At 66.5% G+C, this 19,650-nt stretch carries 17 protein-coding genes; 15 read left to right on the top strand and 2 right to left on the bottom strand.

The window, feature by feature from the left end; all coding sequences use genetic code 11:
- Positions 1–2,109 (bottom strand): glucan 1,4-alpha-glucosidase (locus EN745_RS11505; protein WP_127421282.1); only part of this gene is annotated, 2,109 nt, incomplete at its 3' end.
- Positions 2,110–2,334: 225 nt separating this feature from the next.
- Between EN745_RS11505 and EN745_RS11500 the strand changes: the two genes are divergently transcribed.
- From EN745_RS11500 to EN745_RS11430, 13 genes are all read left to right on the top strand, one after another.
- Positions 2,335–3,597 (top strand): histidine kinase, encoded by a 1,263-nt coding sequence (locus tag EN745_RS11500; RefSeq protein ID WP_126057533.1) that lies wholly within the window; start codon positions 2,335–2,337, stop codon positions 3,595–3,597.
- A complete protein-coding gene (locus EN745_RS11495; protein ID WP_126057534.1) occupies positions 3,597–4,337 on the top strand; it encodes a response regulator transcription factor in 741 nt (246 codons plus the stop codon). Before EN745_RS11500 ends, EN745_RS11495 begins: the two co-directional genes overlap by 1 nt.
- Positions 4,338–4,466: 129 nt before the next feature.
- Entirely contained in the window at positions 4,467–4,661 is a 195-nt protein-coding gene (locus tag EN745_RS11490) for a 4-oxalocrotonate tautomerase family protein (protein ID WP_126057535.1), read from the top strand.
- A complete protein-coding gene (locus tag EN745_RS11485; RefSeq protein WP_126057536.1) occupies positions 4,661–5,548 on the top strand; it encodes an SMP-30/gluconolactonase/LRE family protein in 888 nt (295 codons plus the stop codon). The genes EN745_RS11490 and EN745_RS11485 overlap by 1 nt, the downstream gene beginning before the upstream one ends.
- 95 nt (positions 5,549–5,643) lie before the next feature.
- A complete protein-coding gene (locus EN745_RS11480; RefSeq protein ID WP_126057537.1) occupies positions 5,644–6,657 on the top strand; it encodes an ABC transporter substrate-binding protein in 1,014 nt (337 codons plus the stop codon).
- Positions 6,658–6,703: 46 nt separating this feature from the next.
- The gene (locus EN745_RS11475) at positions 6,704–8,218 is read left to right on the top strand and encodes a sugar ABC transporter ATP-binding protein (RefSeq protein ID WP_189363021.1); all 1,515 of its coding nucleotides are present in this window, start codon (positions 6,704–6,706) and stop codon (positions 8,216–8,218) included.
- Between the two features lies 1 nt (position 8,219).
- A complete protein-coding gene (locus EN745_RS11470) occupies positions 8,220–9,203 on the top strand; it encodes an ABC transporter permease (protein WP_189363020.1) in 984 nt (327 codons plus the stop codon).
- Positions 9,204–9,206: 3 nt separating this feature from the next.
- Positions 9,207–10,154: an ABC transporter permease gene (locus EN745_RS11465; RefSeq protein WP_126057539.1), complete on the top strand. Its 948-nt coding sequence runs from the start codon at positions 9,207–9,209 to the stop codon at positions 10,152–10,154.
- A 286-nt stretch (positions 10,155–10,440) separates the two neighbouring features.
- Positions 10,441–12,510 carry a 3-hydroxyacyl-CoA dehydrogenase NAD-binding domain-containing protein gene (locus tag EN745_RS11460; RefSeq protein ID WP_127421281.1) on the top strand — a complete coding sequence of 690 codons (2,070 nt, stop codon included), beginning with the start codon at positions 10,441–10,443 and terminating at the stop codon, positions 12,508–12,510.
- 350 nt (positions 12,511–12,860) lie between these two features.
- Positions 12,861–13,886, top strand: a complete 1,026-nt coding sequence (locus EN745_RS11450) for a BMP family protein (RefSeq protein WP_127421280.1) — start codon at positions 12,861–12,863, stop codon at positions 13,884–13,886.
- A gap of 169 nt (positions 13,887–14,055) precedes the next feature.
- On the top strand, positions 14,056–15,567 hold the full coding sequence (locus EN745_RS11445) for an ABC transporter ATP-binding protein (protein ID WP_127421279.1): 1,512 nt from the start codon (positions 14,056–14,058) through the stop codon (positions 15,565–15,567).
- A gap of 242 nt (positions 15,568–15,809) precedes the next feature.
- Positions 15,810–16,859: an ABC transporter permease gene (locus EN745_RS11435; protein ID WP_127421277.1), complete on the top strand. Its 1,050-nt coding sequence runs from the start codon at positions 15,810–15,812 to the stop codon at positions 16,857–16,859.
- The gene (locus tag EN745_RS11430; protein ID WP_127421276.1) at positions 16,856–17,800 is read left to right on the top strand and encodes an ABC transporter permease; all 945 of its coding nucleotides are present in this window, start codon (positions 16,856–16,858) and stop codon (positions 17,798–17,800) included. Before EN745_RS11435 ends, EN745_RS11430 begins: the two co-directional genes overlap by 4 nt.
- Positions 17,801–17,868: 68 nt before the next feature.
- Here the strand turns inward: EN745_RS11430 and EN745_RS11425 are convergent, their stop codons facing one another.
- On the bottom strand, positions 17,869–18,636 hold the full coding sequence (locus EN745_RS11425; RefSeq protein WP_127421275.1) for an SDR family oxidoreductase: 768 nt from the start codon (positions 18,634–18,636) through the stop codon (positions 17,869–17,871).
- 282 nt (positions 18,637–18,918) lie between these two features.
- Between EN745_RS11425 and EN745_RS11420 the strand changes: the two genes are divergently transcribed.
- Together EN745_RS11420 and EN745_RS11415 are read left to right on the top strand one after the other, a co-directional pair.
- Positions 18,919–19,068 (top strand): hypothetical protein, encoded by a 150-nt coding sequence (locus EN745_RS11420; protein ID WP_127406995.1) that lies wholly within the window; start codon positions 18,919–18,921, stop codon positions 19,066–19,068.
- 130 nt (positions 19,069–19,198) lie between these two features.
- A partial coding sequence (locus tag EN745_RS11415; RefSeq protein WP_127421274.1) for an LLM class flavin-dependent oxidoreductase occupies positions 19,199–19,650 on the top strand: 452 nt, incomplete at its 3' end.

The raw sequence follows: 19,650 nt of genomic DNA, 5'->3' as shown, positions 1-19,650 counted from the left end.
CTTGATGTAGCGCTCGACGCCTTGCGGCGGCAGGTCGAAGACGGCGCCGTCGCGAAGCGAACGCAAGAGCTTGATGTGCTCGGCATGCGCCCAGACCAGCGGCATGGCGCTGCCCGAAGGGGCGCCGCGGCGCAACTCGCGCTGCGGCATGTCGGGGCCGTCCCAGACCTGCTCCGGCAGCAGGCCGCCGATCCCGGCGGACGCCTCGAGCGTCGCGAGCAGGCTTTCCGCCCTGTCTCTGCGGCCCGCCGCGAGCTCGTAATGGGCACGCTCGCCCGCCAGCAGCGGCCATGGGCGGCCCTGGCCAGTGCCGTCGAAGGGCGCGCCGTCCTCGTGCTCGCCATAGCCGTCGCCGGTGTAGCGATACCAGAGCGGCCCTTGCGGCAGGTCGCAGCGCAGCCGGGCGTCGATGGCCTTCAAAGTGTCTAGAATGCGCGGATCATCCGCCGCCCTGAGACCAAAGCGCACCAGCGCCAGCGAATCGGGGCTGATGATAGCCTCGGCCAACCTGTCGGAGTCGACCGGGGGCCGGTTCTTGATCGGCACATAGCCGTCCTTGGGGGAGGCGGCATCCGACGTATCCGGCGGGGCGATGCGGACATAGTAGCCGTTGACGCCCATTTCTGCGGATAATGGCGTGCCGGTGGCATAGGTCCAGCGCTCGATCTGGTCGTTCCAGCAATCGGCGGTCTCGCGCAGATAGTTTGCCGGCTCTGTTTTTCCCACGATGTCGAGCATGTCGGCGGCCGCCAGCAGGGCGGCGATCTCGACGGCCAGCGTGAAGGGGTTGTAGCCGGCATCCTCTTCCCAGCGGTCCTCGCCGGTGACCGGCCCGTTGCGCACGACATAGGACGCGGCACTTTCGATCATCGGCAGGAAGCCGGCGAGTTTCGCGCGCGGCAGGTGGCCGGCGCGGCGCAAGGCGTCGGCAAGCAGCAGCGGAAAGGCGCATTCGTCCATCTGGATGCCCGGCCAATAGGCGGTGCCGTCGGACCAGGCATTTTGCGGCCAGTGGCCGTCCGGCTGCTGGATCGTGCGCAGACGGGTCAGGATCTGTAGCGCCTGCTTGCCGTCGCCGGCGGCTAGGAAGCCGCCGGCAGTCTCGACCAGATCGCGCGGCCAGATAAGGTGGTAGCCGCCGAGATCGTCGTCGCCCTTGTTGAAGCCCCAGGGGATCGACAGGCTGGCGACGGCGGCCCCCGGCCTGGCGATCGACAGATGCGAAGCCAGCACCGCCGTGCTGGCGCGGTAGGTGTTCAGTCCCGAGGTCGCGTGCCGGTCGAGCTTGTGCAGCCCGGCCTGCCATTTGCGCCAGTTTTCGACATAGACCTTGGCGGAGGCGTCGTAGCCCTGCTTCAGGCTGGCAAAAGCCAGGTCGGCGGCCTCTTCCGGCGAGGCTCCAAAGCCGAGTGCCAGCAGCGCTGTGTCGTCAGCGGCGGAAAAACCGATCTCGCCGGTCAGCGCCACATTGCCGTCCTCGGCCCGGCGGCAGACCGGATCGAGGACGCCGCCCTGCTGGAGCTGCTGCCAGCCGTCGGAAAAGCCGACATAGCCGGCCGAGCAGGCGCCCCAGGGCAGCGATGAGGCAAGCGCCAGGCAAGTGCCGCGTCCCGAGGCGAACAGCACAGGCCTGCCCCTGTGCTCGCCCACCCAGGCGGTGTTGCCCATGCCGGCATTGACGAGATGCGGCGCGAGCAGCGAGTAGACGCGGTAATCGCTAGCTGAGCCTTTGAGTGCCGAGAAGGTGATCTCCTGCAGCAGGACAGGGCGTTTCGGATCCGTAATGATCCTTTTACCGATCCTGTACGCCCCATCGGTCGCGGTGTTGGTCAGCCGGTAGGCGGGCACGCCGGCATCGACCGTCGAGACCTCATGCGCGGCATCGCGCTTCTCTTCGGAGAAATAGCCGCCGGGGCCGGTGACGATCAGTTCCATGTCGCGCGTGCAGGCGCTGTCGAGGCGCGGATGGTAGATCTCGTTGAGGATGCCGTGGCTGAGCGTGAACCAGAGGGGGCTGACCTCAGAAAGCGCAGTGCCAACGCCGCTCTTGGCGCTTGACGTCCAGCGCGCCGGTATCCCCGGGGCGCCCTGAGCAACGGTCGCTGCCATGCATTGGCCTCCTGCTGCCGTTCCTAGACCAGGAGCCGAAGGCTTTTCAATCGTCGCACCTGAAGTTGATCGCCGGCAGCGAGGGCAGGTGTCGTTGACGCGGCATCGGCAAGCGTTCACTATTTCGCTGGCAGGGAGGACTGCAGGCAAATCGCGTATCGGCCGCGCTCGCCAACGAGGCGTCTGGCGTGCCGCTTGGTTTGCGGAGATGGCGAGGGAAGAGACATGTCGGACGTATCTCCCCAGTTGATAGACCGGCTGGTCGCCATTTCCCGCGCGCTTGCCGGCCACATCGATCCGGGCTCGGCGTTCCGGGCGACGGCGATCGAAATCGGCACGCTCATTCCGCACGACCACATCGACCTGGCGGTGCTGTCGCAGGACGGCCGCATGCATGCCTGCTACGAAGCCGGTTTCCACACCAGTTGGAGCGATCTGGCGCAGCATCCTGTCGAGGGCAGCCCGATCCGGCGCGTGCTGTGGGGCCAGACGCCCTTTCTGTTGTCGGACAACGCGCTGGTCGACGAGCGCTTTCACTTCGCCGGCGCCTTCGACGAGCCGATCTTCGAAGCCAGGCTGCGCAGCCGCATCATCGTGCCGCTCAGGGCGCGCGGCAGCGTCATCGGCGCGCTCAACATCAGCCGCCACGAGGTCGGCTGCTACACGCTGACGGATGTGGCCGTCGCCCAGCAATGCGCCGATCTCATCGCCCCCTACATCTTTGCGCTGATCCAGACCGAGGAGGCGCGCCGCGCCATGCTCGCCGAGAGCGAGGCGCGCAACCGGGCGGAACTGCTCAGGGTCGGCGCCTCGCAACTGACCGAAGGCATGGAGCGCGAGCGCCGCCGCATGGCCATGGACCTGCACGACCAGACGCTTGCCGATCTTGCCCGCATCGCGCGCCAGGTCTCGGCCTTCCGCAGCCGGGGCATGGCGCGGACGGCCCAACTCGCCGATCTCGAGCAGGAGATCGCCGGTTGCCTGGCGGAACTGCGCCACATCGTCGACGACATGCGGCCGAGCGTGCTCGAGCTGTTCGGGCTGCGCGACGCCGTCGAGGCGCATCTCAACCGCAGTGTCGCGCGGGCGAAGCCGCCGATCGCCGTGCGGATCGCCGACACCAGCGACGGCAGCGCCGACAGCCTGCCGGAGACGATGCGCACGTCGCTCTACCGGATCGTGCAGGAAGCGATCAACAATGCGGTGCGGCACGCTGCACCCGGCCGGATCGAGGTGCTGCTGACCTCGACCGACGGCGTGTTCAAGGTCGTCGTCACCGACGACGGCCATGGCTGCGGCACGATCGACCCGGCCGCGCAGGGCGGCATCGGCCACATGCATACGCGGGCGGCGCTTGTCGGCGCGCGGCTGCGCTTCGAGCCGGCCGGCCGCAAGGGCGGCACCAGGGTGGTGATCGAGATCGACCGCGCGCCAGCTGACGGCAAGCCGGCCATGGCGGCGAGCGAGCCGGTATCGGAGGTGGCGTGATGCTGGTCATGATCGCCGAGAATGACGGACTGCATCGCACTTTCGCGCGCCGGACGGTGGAACAGTTGTGGCCTGGCGACGTCGAGGTGATCGAGGCCGGCGACGGCGAGGATGCCATCAACATGGCGGCCGAGCGCGAGCCGCCGCATGTCGTGCTCGACCTGCAACTGCCCAAGGCAACGGGCATCGAGGTGGCCCGCGCCATCTGGAGCCGGCGCGCCGGCACGCACATCCTGTTCTGGTCGAACTTCGCCGACGAGGCCTATGTGCGCGGCGTGGCGCGCATCGTGCCGCCCGGCTCGGTCTATGGCTATGTACTGAAATCGGCTACCGAGGAAGGCATGCGCTCGGCGCTTCGCGGCGTCTTCCGCGAAGGCCACTGCATCATCGATCGTGAGATACGCGGCATCCAGCATCGCGTCCAGGATCGTTTCGAAGGCATCACCGATGGCGAATATGAAAGTCTGATCGACATCGCGCTCGGCCTGACCGACCGGGCGATCGCGGCCCGCCGGGGCCTGTCGATCCGCGGCGCGCAAAGCCGCATCAAGCACGTCTACGACAAGCTGGGCATCGTGCCGCCGGAGGACGGCGCCGGTGAGGCCTCCGTCTTCAACTCGCGCACGCGGGCGATCTACCTCGCCTTGGCGCGCGGCCTGATCAACATCGACGCGCTGCGCCGCGAGCAGGACCGGCTCGACGCCTGGCTGGCGCAGGCGGCGCCGCTGCAGGACCAGTAATTGACGTCCGCGGCCTGAAGGGACCGACTGTGCAAAACCACAGTCGGCGCTGCGCGTTGACCCGTATCGCCCGGCCCGGGCGCTGACTAGGCTCGCTCCCCACAACAAGAAAATGCCCGGGAGGCGCCGATGCCGTTCGTCAACATTCGGATACTCGAGGGCCATTCGCAAAAGCGCAAGGACGAGATCTCGCGCCGCGTCACCGAAGCCATCAGCGAGGTCGCCGAACTGCCCAAGGACGCGATCTGGGTGGTGTTCGAGGACGTGGCCGGCAGCGACTGGTTCGTCGGCGGCGCGGCAGTCCGCAAGCCGAAGGACCAGTGATGTCGATTTCGGCGCCGGCCCGCCATTCCGGCTTCGGCGACGTTGTCGGCAACGCGGCGATGGAACGGCTGGCGACAGGCTACTCCTTCATCGAAGGGCCGGTGTGGCATCCTTACGATAAATGGCTGGTGTTTTCCGACATTCCCGAAAGCCGTATGTACAGGCGCAGCTCTTCGGGCGAGATCGAGTTGTTCCGGGAGCCCAGCCATAAGGCCAATGGCAACACTCTCGACCGCCAGGGGCGGCTGGTCACTTGCGAGCACGCGACGAGCCGCGTTACCCGCGCCGAGCCGGACGGAACCGTGACCGTGCTCGCCACCCATTACGGCGACAAGGAGCTGAATAGCCCGAACGACGTCGTCGTCGCCACCGGCGGCGCCATCTACTTCACCGACCCCGGGTTCGGCCGGGCGGAATTCTACGGCGTGCCGCGGCAGCAGGAGCTTTCGTTTCAGGGCGTCTACCGGATCGACGGCGACCGCGCCCTGACCTTGCTTGCCGACGATTTCGCGCAGCCCAACGGGCTCTGCTTCTCGCTCGACGAATCGCGGCTGTTCGTCAACGACACCGAGCGCGGGCATATCAGGGTGTTCGGCGTGGAGGCCAACGGCGACCTCAATGGCGGCGCGGTCTGGGCGGCGACCGAGGGCACTGAGCCGGGATCGACCGACGGTATGAAGATCGACAGCCGCGGCAACCTATATTGCACCGGCCCGGGCGGCATCCACGTGTTCGATGCGTCCGGCGAGCTTCTCGGCGTCATCGCGACGCCGGAAGACTGTGCCAATTTCACCTTCGGCGACGAGGATCTGAGGAGCCTCTACATCGCCGCGTCGACGTCGCTTTACCGGCTCAGAGTCCGCGTGCCGGGGCTGAGGCTGTTTTGAGCGCGGGATCGTCCGGGCTCAAATCGGATTGGAAGTGAGGCCGGCCTTAAAAGCCGGCTGGAATGCAGCAGTCAACACATCTGGGAGGATATGACATGAAGAAACTACTCGTCCTGAGCGCTCTGGCGGCGATGCTCGCCTCGGGCACCGCGCTGGCCGACACCAGTGGCAAGAAGATCGCCTTCTCCAACAACTATGCCGGCAATTCGTGGCGCCAGGCGATGCTGGACAGCTACGGCATCGTCACCAAGAAGGCGGTCGAGGACAAGGTGGTCGCGGCCGCCGACGTCTTCACCACCGCCGACAAGGAAGTTCCGACCCAGGCTGCGCAGGTGCAGAACCTGATCCTGCAGGGCTATGACGCCATCGTCATCAACGCCGCCTCGCCGGATGCGCTCAACGGCGCCATCAAGCAGGCCTGCGATGCCGGCATCGTCGTCGTCTCCTTCGACGGCATCGTCACCGAGCCCTGCGCCTACCGCGTCGTCGTCGACTTCAAGGACATGGGCAAGCAGGAAGTCGAGCAGATGGCCAAGTTCCAGCCCAAGGGCGGCAATCTGCTGGAGATCCGCGGTCTCGCCGGCACCTCGATCGACGATGCCATCCATGCCGGCATCCTCGAAGGCGTGGCCGCGCATCCCGAGTTCAAGATCGTCGGCTCGGTCACCGGCGACTGGGACCAGACCACGGCGCAGAAGGCGGTGGCGACCATCCTGCCGTCGCTGCCTGACGTGGTCGGCATCGTCGACCAGGGCGGCGACGGCTACGGCGCGGCGCAAGCCTTCGCAGCCGCCGGCAAGCCGCGCCCGACCATCATCATGGGCAACCGCCAGGACGAGCTGAAGTGGTGGAAGGAGCAGAAGGACAAGGACGGCTACCAGACCTGGTCGGCCTCGATCGCGCCCGGCGTCTCGTCGCTAGCCTTCTGGGTGGCGCAGCAGGTGCTGGACGGCCGCACGGACATTCCGCACGACCTTCTGGTGCCGTATCTCGCCTTCACCCAGGACGATTTCGAAGCGGCCCTGCCGAAGATCAAGGAGGGTGGCGTCGCTACGCACGAATACACACAGGAAGACGCCATCGCGGCCATCAAAGCCAACATCAAGTGATGGCTGAACTGTTGCCGCCGGCATCGCCAACCGGATATCGTTGAGCATGCCCGAGGCAAACACCGATATAGTCAGGCCGGATGGCGCCAAAAAGCATTTCGGCGCCGCCAATTTTGACATCATCAGACTGGACGGTGCCGAAAAGCATTTCGGCGCCGTCCGGGCGCTCAGCGGCGTCGACTTCCAAGTCGGCGCCGGCGAATGTGTCGGTCTCGTCGGTCACAACGGCGCCGGCAAGTCGACGCTGATGCACATGGTGGCGGGCACGCTTGTCCCCGACAGCGGCGCGATCACGGTGCGCGGCAGCGCCGAGCAGGCCTATTCGGTGCCGCGCGCGCAGCAACTCGGCATACGCTGCGTATTCCAGGAACTATCGCTCTGCCCGAACCTCAGCATCGCCGAGAACACGCGCATCAACCATCCTTCGCTCACCGGTTTCGGCTGGCGACGCAAGGCCGCCGACCTTATCACCGCCAAGCTGGACGAGATCTTTCCGGACCACGGCATCTCCGCTTCCGACATCGCCGGCGACCTTTCAATCGGCCGGCGGCAGATGGTGGAAGTGGCCCGCGCCTTCACGCTGACCGAGGATCCGCTGGCACTGGTCATCCTCGACGAGCCGACCTCCTCGCTCGACGCGCATACAGCGGGCCAGCTGCTTGCGTTCGTGCGCCGCTTCGTCGCTTCCGGCGGCAGCTGCATCCTGATCTCGCATGTGCTGGGCGAGGTGCTGCAGAACGCCGACCGCATCGTGGTCATGCGCGACGGCAAGGTCGTCGCCGCCGACGCCGCAAGCGCCTTCGACCGCGATCGGCTGGTCGCCACCATGGGCGGCGCCGAAGGGCATCAGAGAACTGCCGCGGAGACAAGGAAGGCGGAGGCCGGCCCGCTGCGGGTCAAGGCACGTCCGGCGCGGCAGCAGGACGGCAAGGAGCTCGTCGCGCGCGCGGGCGAGATCATCGGGCTCGCCGGCCTCGCCGGCCACGGGCAAACCGACCTTTTGCTGGCGATTTTCGGCGCTGCCCAGCGCGCCAGGACCGGCATAGAGGTGACCGCGCCGGTGGCGCTGGTCGCCGGTGACCGCCAGTCGGACGGCATTTTTGCGCAATGGTCGATCGCGCAGAATATCGGCATCCGCTCACTGGCGCGGCTGCGCAGCGGCTTCCTGATCTCGCCGCGGCGCGAGGCCGAGCTTGCCGAATTCTGGAAGAACAAGATCGGCATCCGCACGCCCGACATGAGCAACAACATCTACTCGCTGTCCGGCGGCAACCAGCAGAAGGCGTTGTTTGCCCGCGCGCTGGGCTCGGATGCCGGGATCGTGCTGATGGACGACCCGATGCGCGGCGTCGATATCGGCACCAAGCTGGAAGTCTACGATCTGGTGCGCGAGGAAGCCCGCAAGGGCCGCACCTTCCTCTGGTACACGACCGAAACCGAAGAGCTCGACAATTGCGACCATGTCTATGTCTTCAAGAACGGCCGGATCGTCGCCAATCTCGGACGCGACGAGCTGACCGAGGAGAAGATCATCCAGTCCTCATTCGGCGATGCGGCCTGAGATGACGGCGGCCTCACTCGAAACCAGGCTGAAGGCGTCGTCGGCGGGTGGCGGTGCGGCGGCGCGGGCGCGCATGCTGCGCAGCCTGTTGCCGGCGTTGTCGCTGGCGCTGGTGCTTTTGGCGATCGCCTGGCTCAACCCGCGCGCCATCTCATATTTCGGCTTCACCCTGATGCTCAACCTGGCGATCCCGATCGCCCTGGCCACGATCGCGCAGATGTTCGTTATCGCCGGCAATGAGCTCGACCTCTCGATTGGCACCTTCGTCGGCTTTGTCGGCTGCGTCACGGCGACCTGGCTGAAGGATGCGCCGCTGATCGGTGTGGCGGTGCTGCTGGGCTCGATCGGCGTCTATGCGCTGCTCGGCGCGCTGATCCACCTGCGCAACCTGCCCTCGATCGTGGTGACGCTGGGCATGAGCTTCGTCTGGCAGGGCCTCGCCATCCTCGTCCTGCCGAAGCCCGGCGGCAAGGCACCTGACTGGCTGTTGTCGCTGATGGCCTTCAAGCCGCCTCTCATTCCGTTCCCGATCATCGCCGCGCTGGTGATCGCGGCGGTGGTGCATGTCGGCCTGATGCGCACATCCTATGGCGTCATCCTGCGCGGCTCCGGCGGCAATGCGGCGGCGCTGCGGCGCGCCGGCTGGTCGCTGCTCAAGACCAGGATCGTGCTGTTCGCGCTGACCGGCCTGTTTGGGGTACTCTCCGGCATGGCGCTGATCGGCATCACCACCTCGGCCGACGCCAATATCGGCAACGGCTACACGCTGCTGTCGATCGCCGGCGTCATCCTCGGCGGCGGCGAATTCGTCGGCGGCCGAGTATCGCCGATCGGCGCCGTCATCGGCGCGCTGACGCTGGCGCTCGCCGCCTCGCCGCTGTTGACCTTCATGCACATCCCGCCCGACTGGCAGGTGGCGGCCAACGGCGCCATCCTGATCATCGTGCTGGCGGCGCGGGTGCTGATCAGCCGCAGGGAGAGGTGAGCGATGGCCTCGCTGCGAATGCTGCTGGCCAAACCGTGGACCTGGTCCTTCATCGGCGCAGCCGTGGTGTGGCTGGCGACCATCGTCTTCACCGGCGGCTATGGTGCCGGCGGCATGATCACGGCGGCACTTTCGCTGGCCGTCTTCACCGTCATCGTCGGCGTCGGCCAGATGTTCGTCATCACGCTCGGACCCGGCAATGTCGACCTGTCGCTGCCGGCCAATATCGGGCTTGCCAGCGCGGTCGCCATGAAAGTGATGGACGGCAATGATTCAATGATCGCGGTCGGGCTGATCGCGGCGCTCGCCACCGGGGCTGCGATCGGCGCGGCCAACTATCTGCTGATCTGGGCGCTCCGCATCCCGCCGATCATCGCAACCCTGTCGGCGAGCTTCATCATACAGTCGATTGACATCAGCTATGGGCGCGGGCTGCAGATCAAGCCGCCGCCGGGTTTCGCCGACTTCACCAACTGGCAATTCCTCGGCATCCCGGTGCTGGCGATGCTGACGGTACTCTTCACCATCGGCGCGGCAACGTCGCTGCAGCGCATGATCTACGGCCGCTCGGTGCTGGCGATCGGCCAGAACATCCGCGCCGCCTGGCTCGCCGGCGTCAATGTCGGCCGCATCCGCTTCCTCACCTACACGCTGTCCGGCGCGCTCGGCGGTATCGACGGGGCGCTGCTCGCCGGCTATTTCCGCGGCGCCAATGTCGACATCGGCAACGAATACCTGCTCGCCTCGATCGCCGTCGTCGTCATAGGCGGCACCTCGGTCGCCGGCGGCAAGGCCAATGTGCCCGGCGTCTGGGGCGCTGGCCTGTTCCTGGTGCTGCTGCTCACCATGCTCAACACGTTCGGCGTCAGCGCCGGCGTGCGGCTGGTGCTGACCGGACTGATCATCGTCGGGGTGATAACGGCGGCAGGTGGAGAGAAGGCGCTGCGGTGATATCCAGGTGAGGCCGGCCTGCAAATGGCGGCTTCCTGCGCTTCCGGTGCTCACGTACTTCACCTACGTTCCGCTCCGGTTCGCACCCAGTTTGGTCGCTTCGCGGCCGTCCGACTCCGGCTGACCGAATATCGGCGGAGTTCGTCAGATCGTTTGGTGTTGCCTTCTTCAGCGCGCTGTCGCGGCTTGTCCAGACAAGCATTGTGCCAGCGATACCATCAGGTTCCCATTCGCGGCGCGGCCTAGTAAACCCGTCGTGATCGCAGCCGGTCTCGGGAGGTTCCGCTTGTCCAATTCTGTCAACGTCGCAAACGAGAACGGCGTGGCGGTGGTCATAATCGACAACCCGCCGGTCAACGCGCTCAGCTTCCACGTCCGCGAGCCACTCCACGCGGCGCTGGCCGCGCTGCGCGACGATGCCACCGCCAGGGCCATCGTGATCGTGTGCGCAGGGCGGACTTTCGTCGCCGGAGCCGACATCACCGAATTCGGCAAGCCGGTGCAGCAGCCGGAGCTGCGCGCCATTGTGGCGCTGCTGGAAACCATCGCCAAGCCGACGGTCGCCGCCATCCATGGCACGGCGCTGGGCGGCGGGCTCGAGCTGGCGCTAGGCTGCCATTTCCGCGTCGCCGACGCCGGCGCGAAACTCGGCCTGCCGGAGGTGAAGCTCGGCCTGCTGCCGGGCGGCGGCGGCACGGTACGGCTGCCGCGCCTGGTCGGCGCGGCGAAGGCGCTCGGCATGATCGTTTCGGGAACGCCGATTTCGGCTGGCGAAGCAAAAGCCGCGGGCCTCGTCGATGCTGTCTTCGACGGCGATCTGATCGCCCAGGCGGTCCGGTTCGCCGGCGAGGCGGCCGCCAAAGGCGGGTCGCTCGCGCCGATGCGCGAACGCAACGACCGCGTTGCCGAAACGGACCTTGCAGCCTTCGACCGTCAGGCGGCCGAGCTTGCCAGGAAAGCGCGTGGGCTGGAGGCTCCGCTTGCCTGCGCCGAAGCCGTGCGCAATGCGATAACGCTGCCGTTCGATGAGGCGCTGGCGGCGGAGCGCGCGCTGTTCGTGAAGCTCGTTGCCGGCGACCAGTCGCGCGCGCAGCGGCATCTGTTCTTCGCCGAACGGGAAGCGGCCAAGATACAAGGCAAGGACGTCACCCGCCGCAAGATCGCCCGCGTCGGCATCATCGGCGCCGGCACGATGGGCGGCGGCATCGCGATGGCCTTTGCCAATGGCGGCTTTCCGGTGACCTTGCTCGAAACCGGCGAGGAGGCGCTGCAACGGGGCTTCGCACTGATCGAGAAGAACTACGCCGTCTCGGTCGGCCGTGGCTCGCTAACGGAAGAGGCCAGGCAGCAACGGCTTGGCCTGTTCAAAGGCAGCACCGACTATGCCGACCTTGCCGATTGCGACCTGGTAATAGAGGCGGTGTTCGAGGACATGGCGGTCAAGAAGGTGGTGTTCGGCAAACTCGACGCGGTGGCCAGGCCGGGCGCGATCCTTGCCACCAACACCTCCTATCTCGATGTCGACGAGATCGCCGCCTCGACGTCGCGGCCGCAGGATGTGCTCGGCATGCATTTCTTCTCGCCGGCCAATGTCATGAAGCTCTTGGAAATCGTGCGCGCCGATAGGACCGCGCCCGACGCGCTGGCGACGGTTGCGGAGCTAGCGCGGCGCATCGGCAAGGTGCCGGTCGTCGTCGGCGTCTGCCACGGCTTCGTCGGCAATCGCATGCTGTCCGCACGCGGCGCGGAAAACGAGTTCCTGCTGCTCGAAGGGGCGACGCCCGGCCAGGTCGACAAGGCGTTCACCGATTTCGGCTGGCCGATGGGGCCGTTCCAGATGGGCGATCTCGCCGGCCTCGACATCGGCTGGCGCAACCGCAAGGCGCGCGGCCTGACAGCGGTGGTTGCCGATACGCTCTGCGAGCAAGGGCGCTTCGGCCAGAAGACCGGGCAGGGCTGGTATCGCTACGAGAGCGGCTCGCGTGAACCGATCGCCGATCCCGACGTCGAGGCGCTGATCCGCGCCAAGGCGGCCGAGTTTGGCATCGCGCGGCGCGAAATCGGCGCCGACGAGCTCATCGAGCGAACGCTCTATCCGCTGGTCAACGAGGGCGCGAGGATCCTCGAGGAAGGCATTGCGGTGCGGGCGTCGGACATCGATGTCGTCTGGGCGAACGGTTACGGCTTTCCCATCGGCAAGGGTGGGCCGATGTTCTGGGCCGGCCTCGAAGGGGCTGCGAAGATCGTCGAGCGGCTGGAGCATTGGCACCGGCTGACGGGTCGGGTGATCTTCGAGCCGGCGCCGATGCTGAGAAGGTTCGCGGAGACGGGGTCGTGGGAGGGTGCCGGAGGATAGTACGGTCATCGGCCGTCTAGAACGAATGCCGCGTTCCTTCGCGCCCCCCTCTGGCCTGCCGGACATCTCCCCCACGAGGGGGGAGATTAGCGGTTTTGGCGCCTCGCTCTTCTAGCCACGCTGGCAATTGGCGAAAGCCGGCGTGACATCCGATCTCCCCCCAAGTGGGGGAGATGGCCGGCAGGCCAGAGGGGGGCGCTGTCCCGCCGACGTTTCCCGGTCGCAACAGCGACCCTTCGTTTGCCAAATTTGACCATGTGGACAAAACTCAGACACCGTTCCATAGTCCCTTGTCTGACATTCCTGAGAACGGCCGGCTCGACACGGCTGTCAACCAGAGGGGCACTTCCATGAAAGACGATCATAGCAAGACGCAACGCGCCGGCCTGTCACGGCGCACCGTGCTGGAACTCGGCGCGCTGGGGCTGGCGGCGGCGGTGCTGCCGAATGCCGCCTTCGCCAAGGACAAGAAGCTGAAGGTGGCGGCGATCTTCGCCACACCGATCGAGGAGCCGTGGGACAACCAGATCCATGTCGCCCTGCAGAAGGCCGAGAAGGAACTGGGCATCGAATACAAATGGTCGGAGAAGGTGCAGACCGCCGACTTCAGCCGCGTGATGCGCGAATATGCGCAGGGCGGCTACCAGCTGGTGCTGGGAGATGCCTTCGCCGCCGAGCGCGAATCACGCCGCACGGCAAAACAGTTCCCGAAGACCGCATGGCTGTTCGGCTCCGGCGCCGGGCCGGCCGAGCCCAATTTCGGCGTCTTCGACAATTGGATCCACGAGCCGGCGTACCTTTCCGGCCTGATTGCTGGCAAGATGTCGAAGTCCGGCACCGTCGGCGCGGTGGCGGCGATGGGCATTCCGGAAGTGAACCGGCTGGTCAACGCCTTCTTCGCCGGCGCCAAGGAGGTCAACCCGAACATCAAGAAGAAGGTCGCCTTCATCGGCTCCTTCTTCGATCCGCCGAAGGCCAAGGAAGCCGCCGTGGCGCAGATCGACGCTGGCGTCGACGTGATCTATGCCGAGCGCTTCGGCGTCATCGAGGCGGCGGTGGAGAAGAAGATCCTCGCCATCTCCAACATGTCCGACCAGTCGAGCCTCGGCCCGGATACGGTGATCACCGGGCCGGTGTGGGACATGTACCCGACGGTCGAGCAGGCGATCAAGCTGGTCAAGGCGGGTGTCTTCACCGCGCAGGACTATGGCGATTTCTCGCGCATGGCCAAGGGCGGTTCGTTCCTGGCGCCGTATCACAAGTTCGACAAGACGCTGCCGGCCGAGGTCAAGGACCTGGTCGAGAAGAAGAAGGCCGAGATCCTCGAAGGCAACTTCCGCGTCGACGTCGACGAGAACACGCCGGTCTCGGATTGAGGCCGGCTTATCCCCCCCTCGAGGGGAGGGTGGCCCGCAGGGCCGGGAGGGGTCGCCCGCGACGCGCTCCATCTTGCTAAGTCATAGGTCGAGGCGGTTGAGGTGCCCCCTCCCGCCTCGCTTCGCTCGGCACCCTCCCCTCAAGGGGGAGGGGTACCAGGAGTATCCCTTGTCCGCCCCACTCATCGAAATGCGCGGCATCACCAAGAGCTTCGGCGCCGTCAAGGCGAACGAGGCCGTGGATCTCAGCGTCGCACCGCGCGAGATCCTTGGGCTGCTTGGCGAGAACGGTGCCGGCAAGACGACGCTGATGAACGTGCTGTTCGGCGCCTATGCACCTGACGCCGGCGAGATACTGGTCGAGGGCCGGCCGGTCGCCATCCACAGTTCGGCCGACGCGCTCGCCGCCGGCATCGGCATGGTGCACCAGCATTTTCATCTGGCGCCGCGGCTGACGGTGCTGGAGAACCTCCTGATCGGCATTCCGGGCAAGTCAGGCCGCATCGACCGCGCCGGCGGGCTGGCGCGGCTGAGGGAGATCGGCCACCAGCATGGGCTGAGCCTCGATCCGACGCTGCCGGTCTCGGCGCTGTCGGTCGGCGAGCAGCAGCGGCTGGAGATCATCAAGGCGTTGTTTCGCGGCGCGAAGCTTCTGATCCTCGACGAGCCGACGGCGGTGCTGGCGCCAGGTGAGGTCGACGGCCTGTTCGCCGCCCTGCGCTCTATGGCGGGCCAGGGGCTCGGCATCATTTTCATCTCGCACAAGCTCAACGAAGTACGGGCACTCACGCATCGCTGCGTGGTGCTGCGGCACGGCAAGGTCGCGGGCCGCGTCGACGACCCCGCCAACACGACGTCGTCCGCCATGGCGCAATTGATGTGCGGCCACGAGATCTTGCCGCCGGCCAGAGGGCCCTCGACGCCAGGCGCGACGGTGCTTACCCTCGACGGCATTTCCACGTCGGGTCATCTCGGCACCGCGTTGCGAGATGTGTCGCTTTCGGTGCGGGAAGGCGAGATCCTCGGCATCGCCGGCGTCTCCGGCAATGGCCAGCGGGCGCTGGCCGACGTCATTTCCGGCATGCTGGCGCCGAAGGCCGGCGCGATGACGATAGCCGGCAAAGCGGTTGCGCAATTCTCGCCGCGCGCGGTACAGGCGCTCGGTCTCGGCCGCATCCCGGAAGACCGGATGACGACCGGGCTGGTGACCAATCTGCCGCTCGCCGATTCCATGGTGCTGCCGCGCATCGGCACCGAGGCGTTCAGCCGCAAGGGTCTGCTCAATCCGTCCGCCATCCGTGCTTTCGCCGAAACCCAGATCAAGGCCTATGACATACGCTGCCCGGGGCCGATGGTGCGCGCTGGCGCGCTCTCCGGCGGCAATCTGCAAAAGGCACTGCTGGCGCGCGAGCTCGCCTTCGATCCGAAAGTGCTGATCGTGTCGCAGCCGACGCGCGGCCTCGACATCGGCGCTGCCCGCTTCATCCACGAGAAGTTCCTCGCCATGCGCGCCAAGGGCTGCGGCATCATCGTCATCGGCGAGGACCTCGAGGAACTGCTAATGCTCTCGGACCGCATCGCGGTGATGTATGAGGGCCGCATCGCCGGCACACTCGCCGGTGCGGACGCCACCGTCGTAAGGCTCGGCCTGATGATGACCGGCGTGGAGGGGAGGGCGTAAAGCATGGGTTTGCCTCTGATTTCGAACGCCGGCGCCGCCCCTCACCTGCCTGCCGGCACCCTCTCCCCGTATAGAGACGGGGAGAGGAGCGCTTTCATCGATGATTTCGCCAATCGCGAGCGTTGCAAGAAGGGTGTGACGGCTGCGGCCAGCCACCTTCTCCCCGTCACTATACGGGGAGAAGGTGGCGGCAGCCGGATGAGAGGCGGCGCCGACATCTGGCGAGCGGGGGGCCACGCCTGATGTTCCGCCTCGAAGCCCGTACGTCGACGCCCGCCTGGTTCAATCTCGCACTGCCGCTGCTGGCGATCGCGGCGACGCTGGTGTTGTGCAGCGGCCTGATCGCAATCGCCGGCGCCGGCGTGATCGAGGCCTATGGCGTGATGCTGTCGGCCTCGCTCGGCGACAGCTACGCCATAACCGAGACGCTGGTGCGCGCCGCGCCGATGATCTTCACCGGCCTTGCTGTGGCGGTCGCCTTCCGGGCAAAATTCTGGAACATCGGTGCCGAGGGCCAGTTGCTGGCGGGCGCCGTGGCGAGTTGCTTCGTCGGCGCCATCCCGATGCCGGGCACTCTCGCCATGCTCCTGATGGCGCTGGCGGGTGCCGCGGCCGGCGCCGCCGTGGCGCTGGTGCCGGCGACGCTGCGCGTCAAATTCAAGGTCGACGACGTTGTCAGCTCGCTGCTGCTCAACTCGGTCATCTATTACGCGCTGATGGCGCTGATCGAGGGGCCCTGGAAGGATAGCTTCAGCGGCTATCCGATCTCGCCGCCGGTCGAGGATTCGGCCAATTTCCCGGTGCTGATTGAGGGCACGCGGCTGCATCTCGGCGTCGTGGCGGCGCTGATCGCCGCGCCGCTCTGCTGGTTCTTGATCGCGCGCATGACGCTCGGCTTCCGCATCCGTGTCACCGGCGAGAATCCGGAAGCGGCCCGCTACAGCGGCATCAACGTCCAGCGCGTGCTCATCTCGACCGCACTGCTCTCCGGCGCGCTGGCGGGCTTGGCCGGCGTCGGCGAGGTCGGCGGCGTGCATTTCCAGGTGATGAGCGACATTTCGCCCGGCTACGGCTATTCCGGCATTGTCGTCGCCATGCTGGCCAGGCTCAATCCGCTCGGCGTGGTGCCGGCGGCGCTCTTCCTTGCCGCGGTTATGACCGGGGCCGAGGCGATGTCGCGCGCGACCGGCGTGCCGGCTTTCCTCAGCGACGTCATCCAGGGCACGGCGCTGCTTGCCATGCTGGTGGCGCTGCTGTTCACCGCCTATCGAATTCGGCGGGTCGCGAAATGAGCGCGGTGTTCGAGCAGATCTTTCAGGTCGGCTTCCTTGCCGCCATCATCCGCATCGCCACGCCGCTTGCCTTCGCCACGCTTGGCGAAATGTTCTCCGAGCGCGCCGGCGTGCTTAATCTCGGCATCGAAGGCATCATGCTGCTCTCTGCCATGGCCGGGTTCACCGCCACCAGCATGAGCGGCAGCCTGTGGCTCGGCGTGCTGGTTGCCGTGGCGACCGGCGCGCTGATGGGCGCGGTGCATGCGCTGTTCACGGTGGCGCTGGGCTTAAGCCAGCATGTCTGCGGCATCGGCGTGACGCTGTTCTGCTCGGGGCTCGCGTATTTCCTCTACCGGCTGATCTTCGGCCAGCAGTCGGTGCCACCGAGCATCAAGGGTTTCCAGCCCGAGCCGATCCCGCTGCTTTCGCACATTCCGATCCTCGGCCCGGCGGTGTTCAACCAGTTTACGCTTGTCTATCTGGCGATCATCGCCGTTCCGCTCGCCGCCATCGTGCTCTACCGCACGCCATGGGGGCTTTCGGTGCGGATGGTAGGCGAAAACCCGCGCGCCGCCGACTCGGCCGGGGTCAGCGTGATTGGCACGCGCTTCCAGGCGGTGATCCTCGGCGGCGCGTTGATGGGGCTCGCCGGCGCGTTTCTCACCATGGCGCAGTTCAACGCCTTCACCTTCGGCGTGGTGTCCGGGCGCGGCTGGGTGGCGATCGCGCTGGTCGTGTTCGGCCGTTGGGACCCGTGGCGCTCGGCGGGCGCGGCGCTGCTGTTCGCCTTCGTCGATGCGCTGCAGCTCAGGATGCAGGCAAGTGGGCTCGGCCACATCCCCTACGAAGCCTTCCTGATGCTGCCCTTCATCTTCACGATCGTCGCCATGGCCTTCCTGTCGCGCAATGCGGTCGCGCCCTCGGCGCTGCTGAAGCCGTTTCGGAGGGAAGAGCGGTAGAGGACTTGGCGCCCTTTCCTCTCCCCCGATCGACGGGGGGAGAGGAAGAGCGCCAAGCCTGGGACGCTTCACATCGCCGTAAAGGCGTTGTCGACGAAGAGATGCGCGCCGTTGACGAAGCTGGATTCGTCACTGGCCAGGAACAATGCGGCCTTCGCCACTTCTTCCGGCTCGCCGATGCGGCCCTGCTGGGCGGCGAGTGCCGCGTCGGAGACGTCGACGCCGAGTTTCCCCAGGTCGGCCACCTCGCGCAGCCCGTGCGGGGTGCGGATGAAGCCGGGGCAGACGGCGTTGCAGCGGATGTTGCGGTCGCGGAATTCGACCGCGATGGCGCGGGCGAACATGTGGCAGGCGCCCTTGGTGGTGTCGTAGAGCACCTCGTTCGGCGTCGCCGCCACCGCCGAGATCGACGAGGTGCAGACGATCGAGCCGCCGCCCGCCGCGATCATGCCGGGCAGTACGGCGCGCGTCATCAGGAACATCGAGCGCACATTCACGGCGTGCAGCCAGTCCCATTCCGTGAGCGTCGTCTCCAGGAACGGCTTTATCACGATGGTGCCGGCGTGGTTGAACAGCACGGTGACGGGGCCGAGCTTTGCCGCCGCCGCCTTCACCGCTCCCTCGACCTGCGCTTCGTCGGAAACGTCGGCGACGAAATGCTCCGCGACATGGCCGCGTGCCTGGATCGCGGCAGCGGTCGCCGCCGCCGCTTCGCCGTTGCGGTCGACGATCGCCACCTTGGCGCCTTCCGCCGCGAACAGCTCGGAAGCCGCCCCGCCCATGCCCGTCGCGCCGCCCGAGATGATGGCGACCTTGCCCGCCAGCCTTCCGCCCATTGTTTTCTCCGTCTGTTGATGCTTCACGCGTGAACCGGCAACGATGCTAACCCGCGCGTGTCGGATGGCCAAGCTCGCTGGCCGCATCGCCGACTCCGGCGCGACCGCCGAAATCCGGGGGCGGCGTCATCGTCTCCGCAGCCGTTTCCCCTGCATAGGGCAGACGCAGCAAGCCAAACCAATGTCCAGCGCGATATGAGAAATTCGTTCTTCGGATCGCGGAAAAATAGCAATCGACAAAGTCTACTAACTTTATAGATTAAGGGTGAGACGGAGGCCGACATGTCCTATTACCAAAACACCCAGACAGACCGCAGGGGCCAAACCGTCGGCCAGAGCTGGCGGCCGGCCTATGGCGGGGCCTTCGCCTATCTCGTTTTCACCCTTGCGTTCGTGTTCACCGGGGCAGTCGTTCTGGGCCTCATTCCCTGAGGCGCGGGAACCACGGGGTGGCGGCCTAACGCTTTCAGGCAACCGGAGTTGAGTGAGCCGCGTCGGCGGCGCGTTTTCGCGCGCCCTGTGGTTTTGATATGCGATTCCAAACGTGATGAAGGAGATGGCAATGCCGATCGAGTTCACGCATGTTCCGGGTAAATCTGCCGATGGCGGCTTCTTCTACGATTTCGCCGAGACCGCGACGAAACTGTCGCTGATCGAGGATGTCGGCTTTCAGAAGATCGTCGTCGACGATCCGGCCGGCCTGCTCACCAATATGGACATAGCCGCGCAGGCGCTGAAGCGCACCGCGTCGCTGGAGGTGGTGCTGACCCACTGGGCTGGCGTGGTCGAGCCGACGGTGGCGGCCAGGCAGCTTGCCGCGCTCGACGCCAGGAGCGGCGGCCGGCTGTCGCTCAGGATGCTGAGCGAGCCGCTCAGCGATGAGGATGCCGAGGCGCGCCCGGTCGGGCACACCGTGGTGTGGCAGCGTATTGACGAATATCTGGTGCTTTTGAAGCGCCTGTGGTCGAACGACAGGCCGTTCGACCATGAAGGCGCCTTCTACAGCGTCAAAGG

This window comes from Mesorhizobium sp. M4A.F.Ca.ET.022.05.2.1 (genome assembly GCF_003998845.1).
Taxonomy (GTDB): domain Bacteria; phylum Pseudomonadota; class Alphaproteobacteria; order Rhizobiales; family Rhizobiaceae; genus Mesorhizobium.
This window is presented reverse-complemented; position numbering and strand designations above follow the sequence as displayed.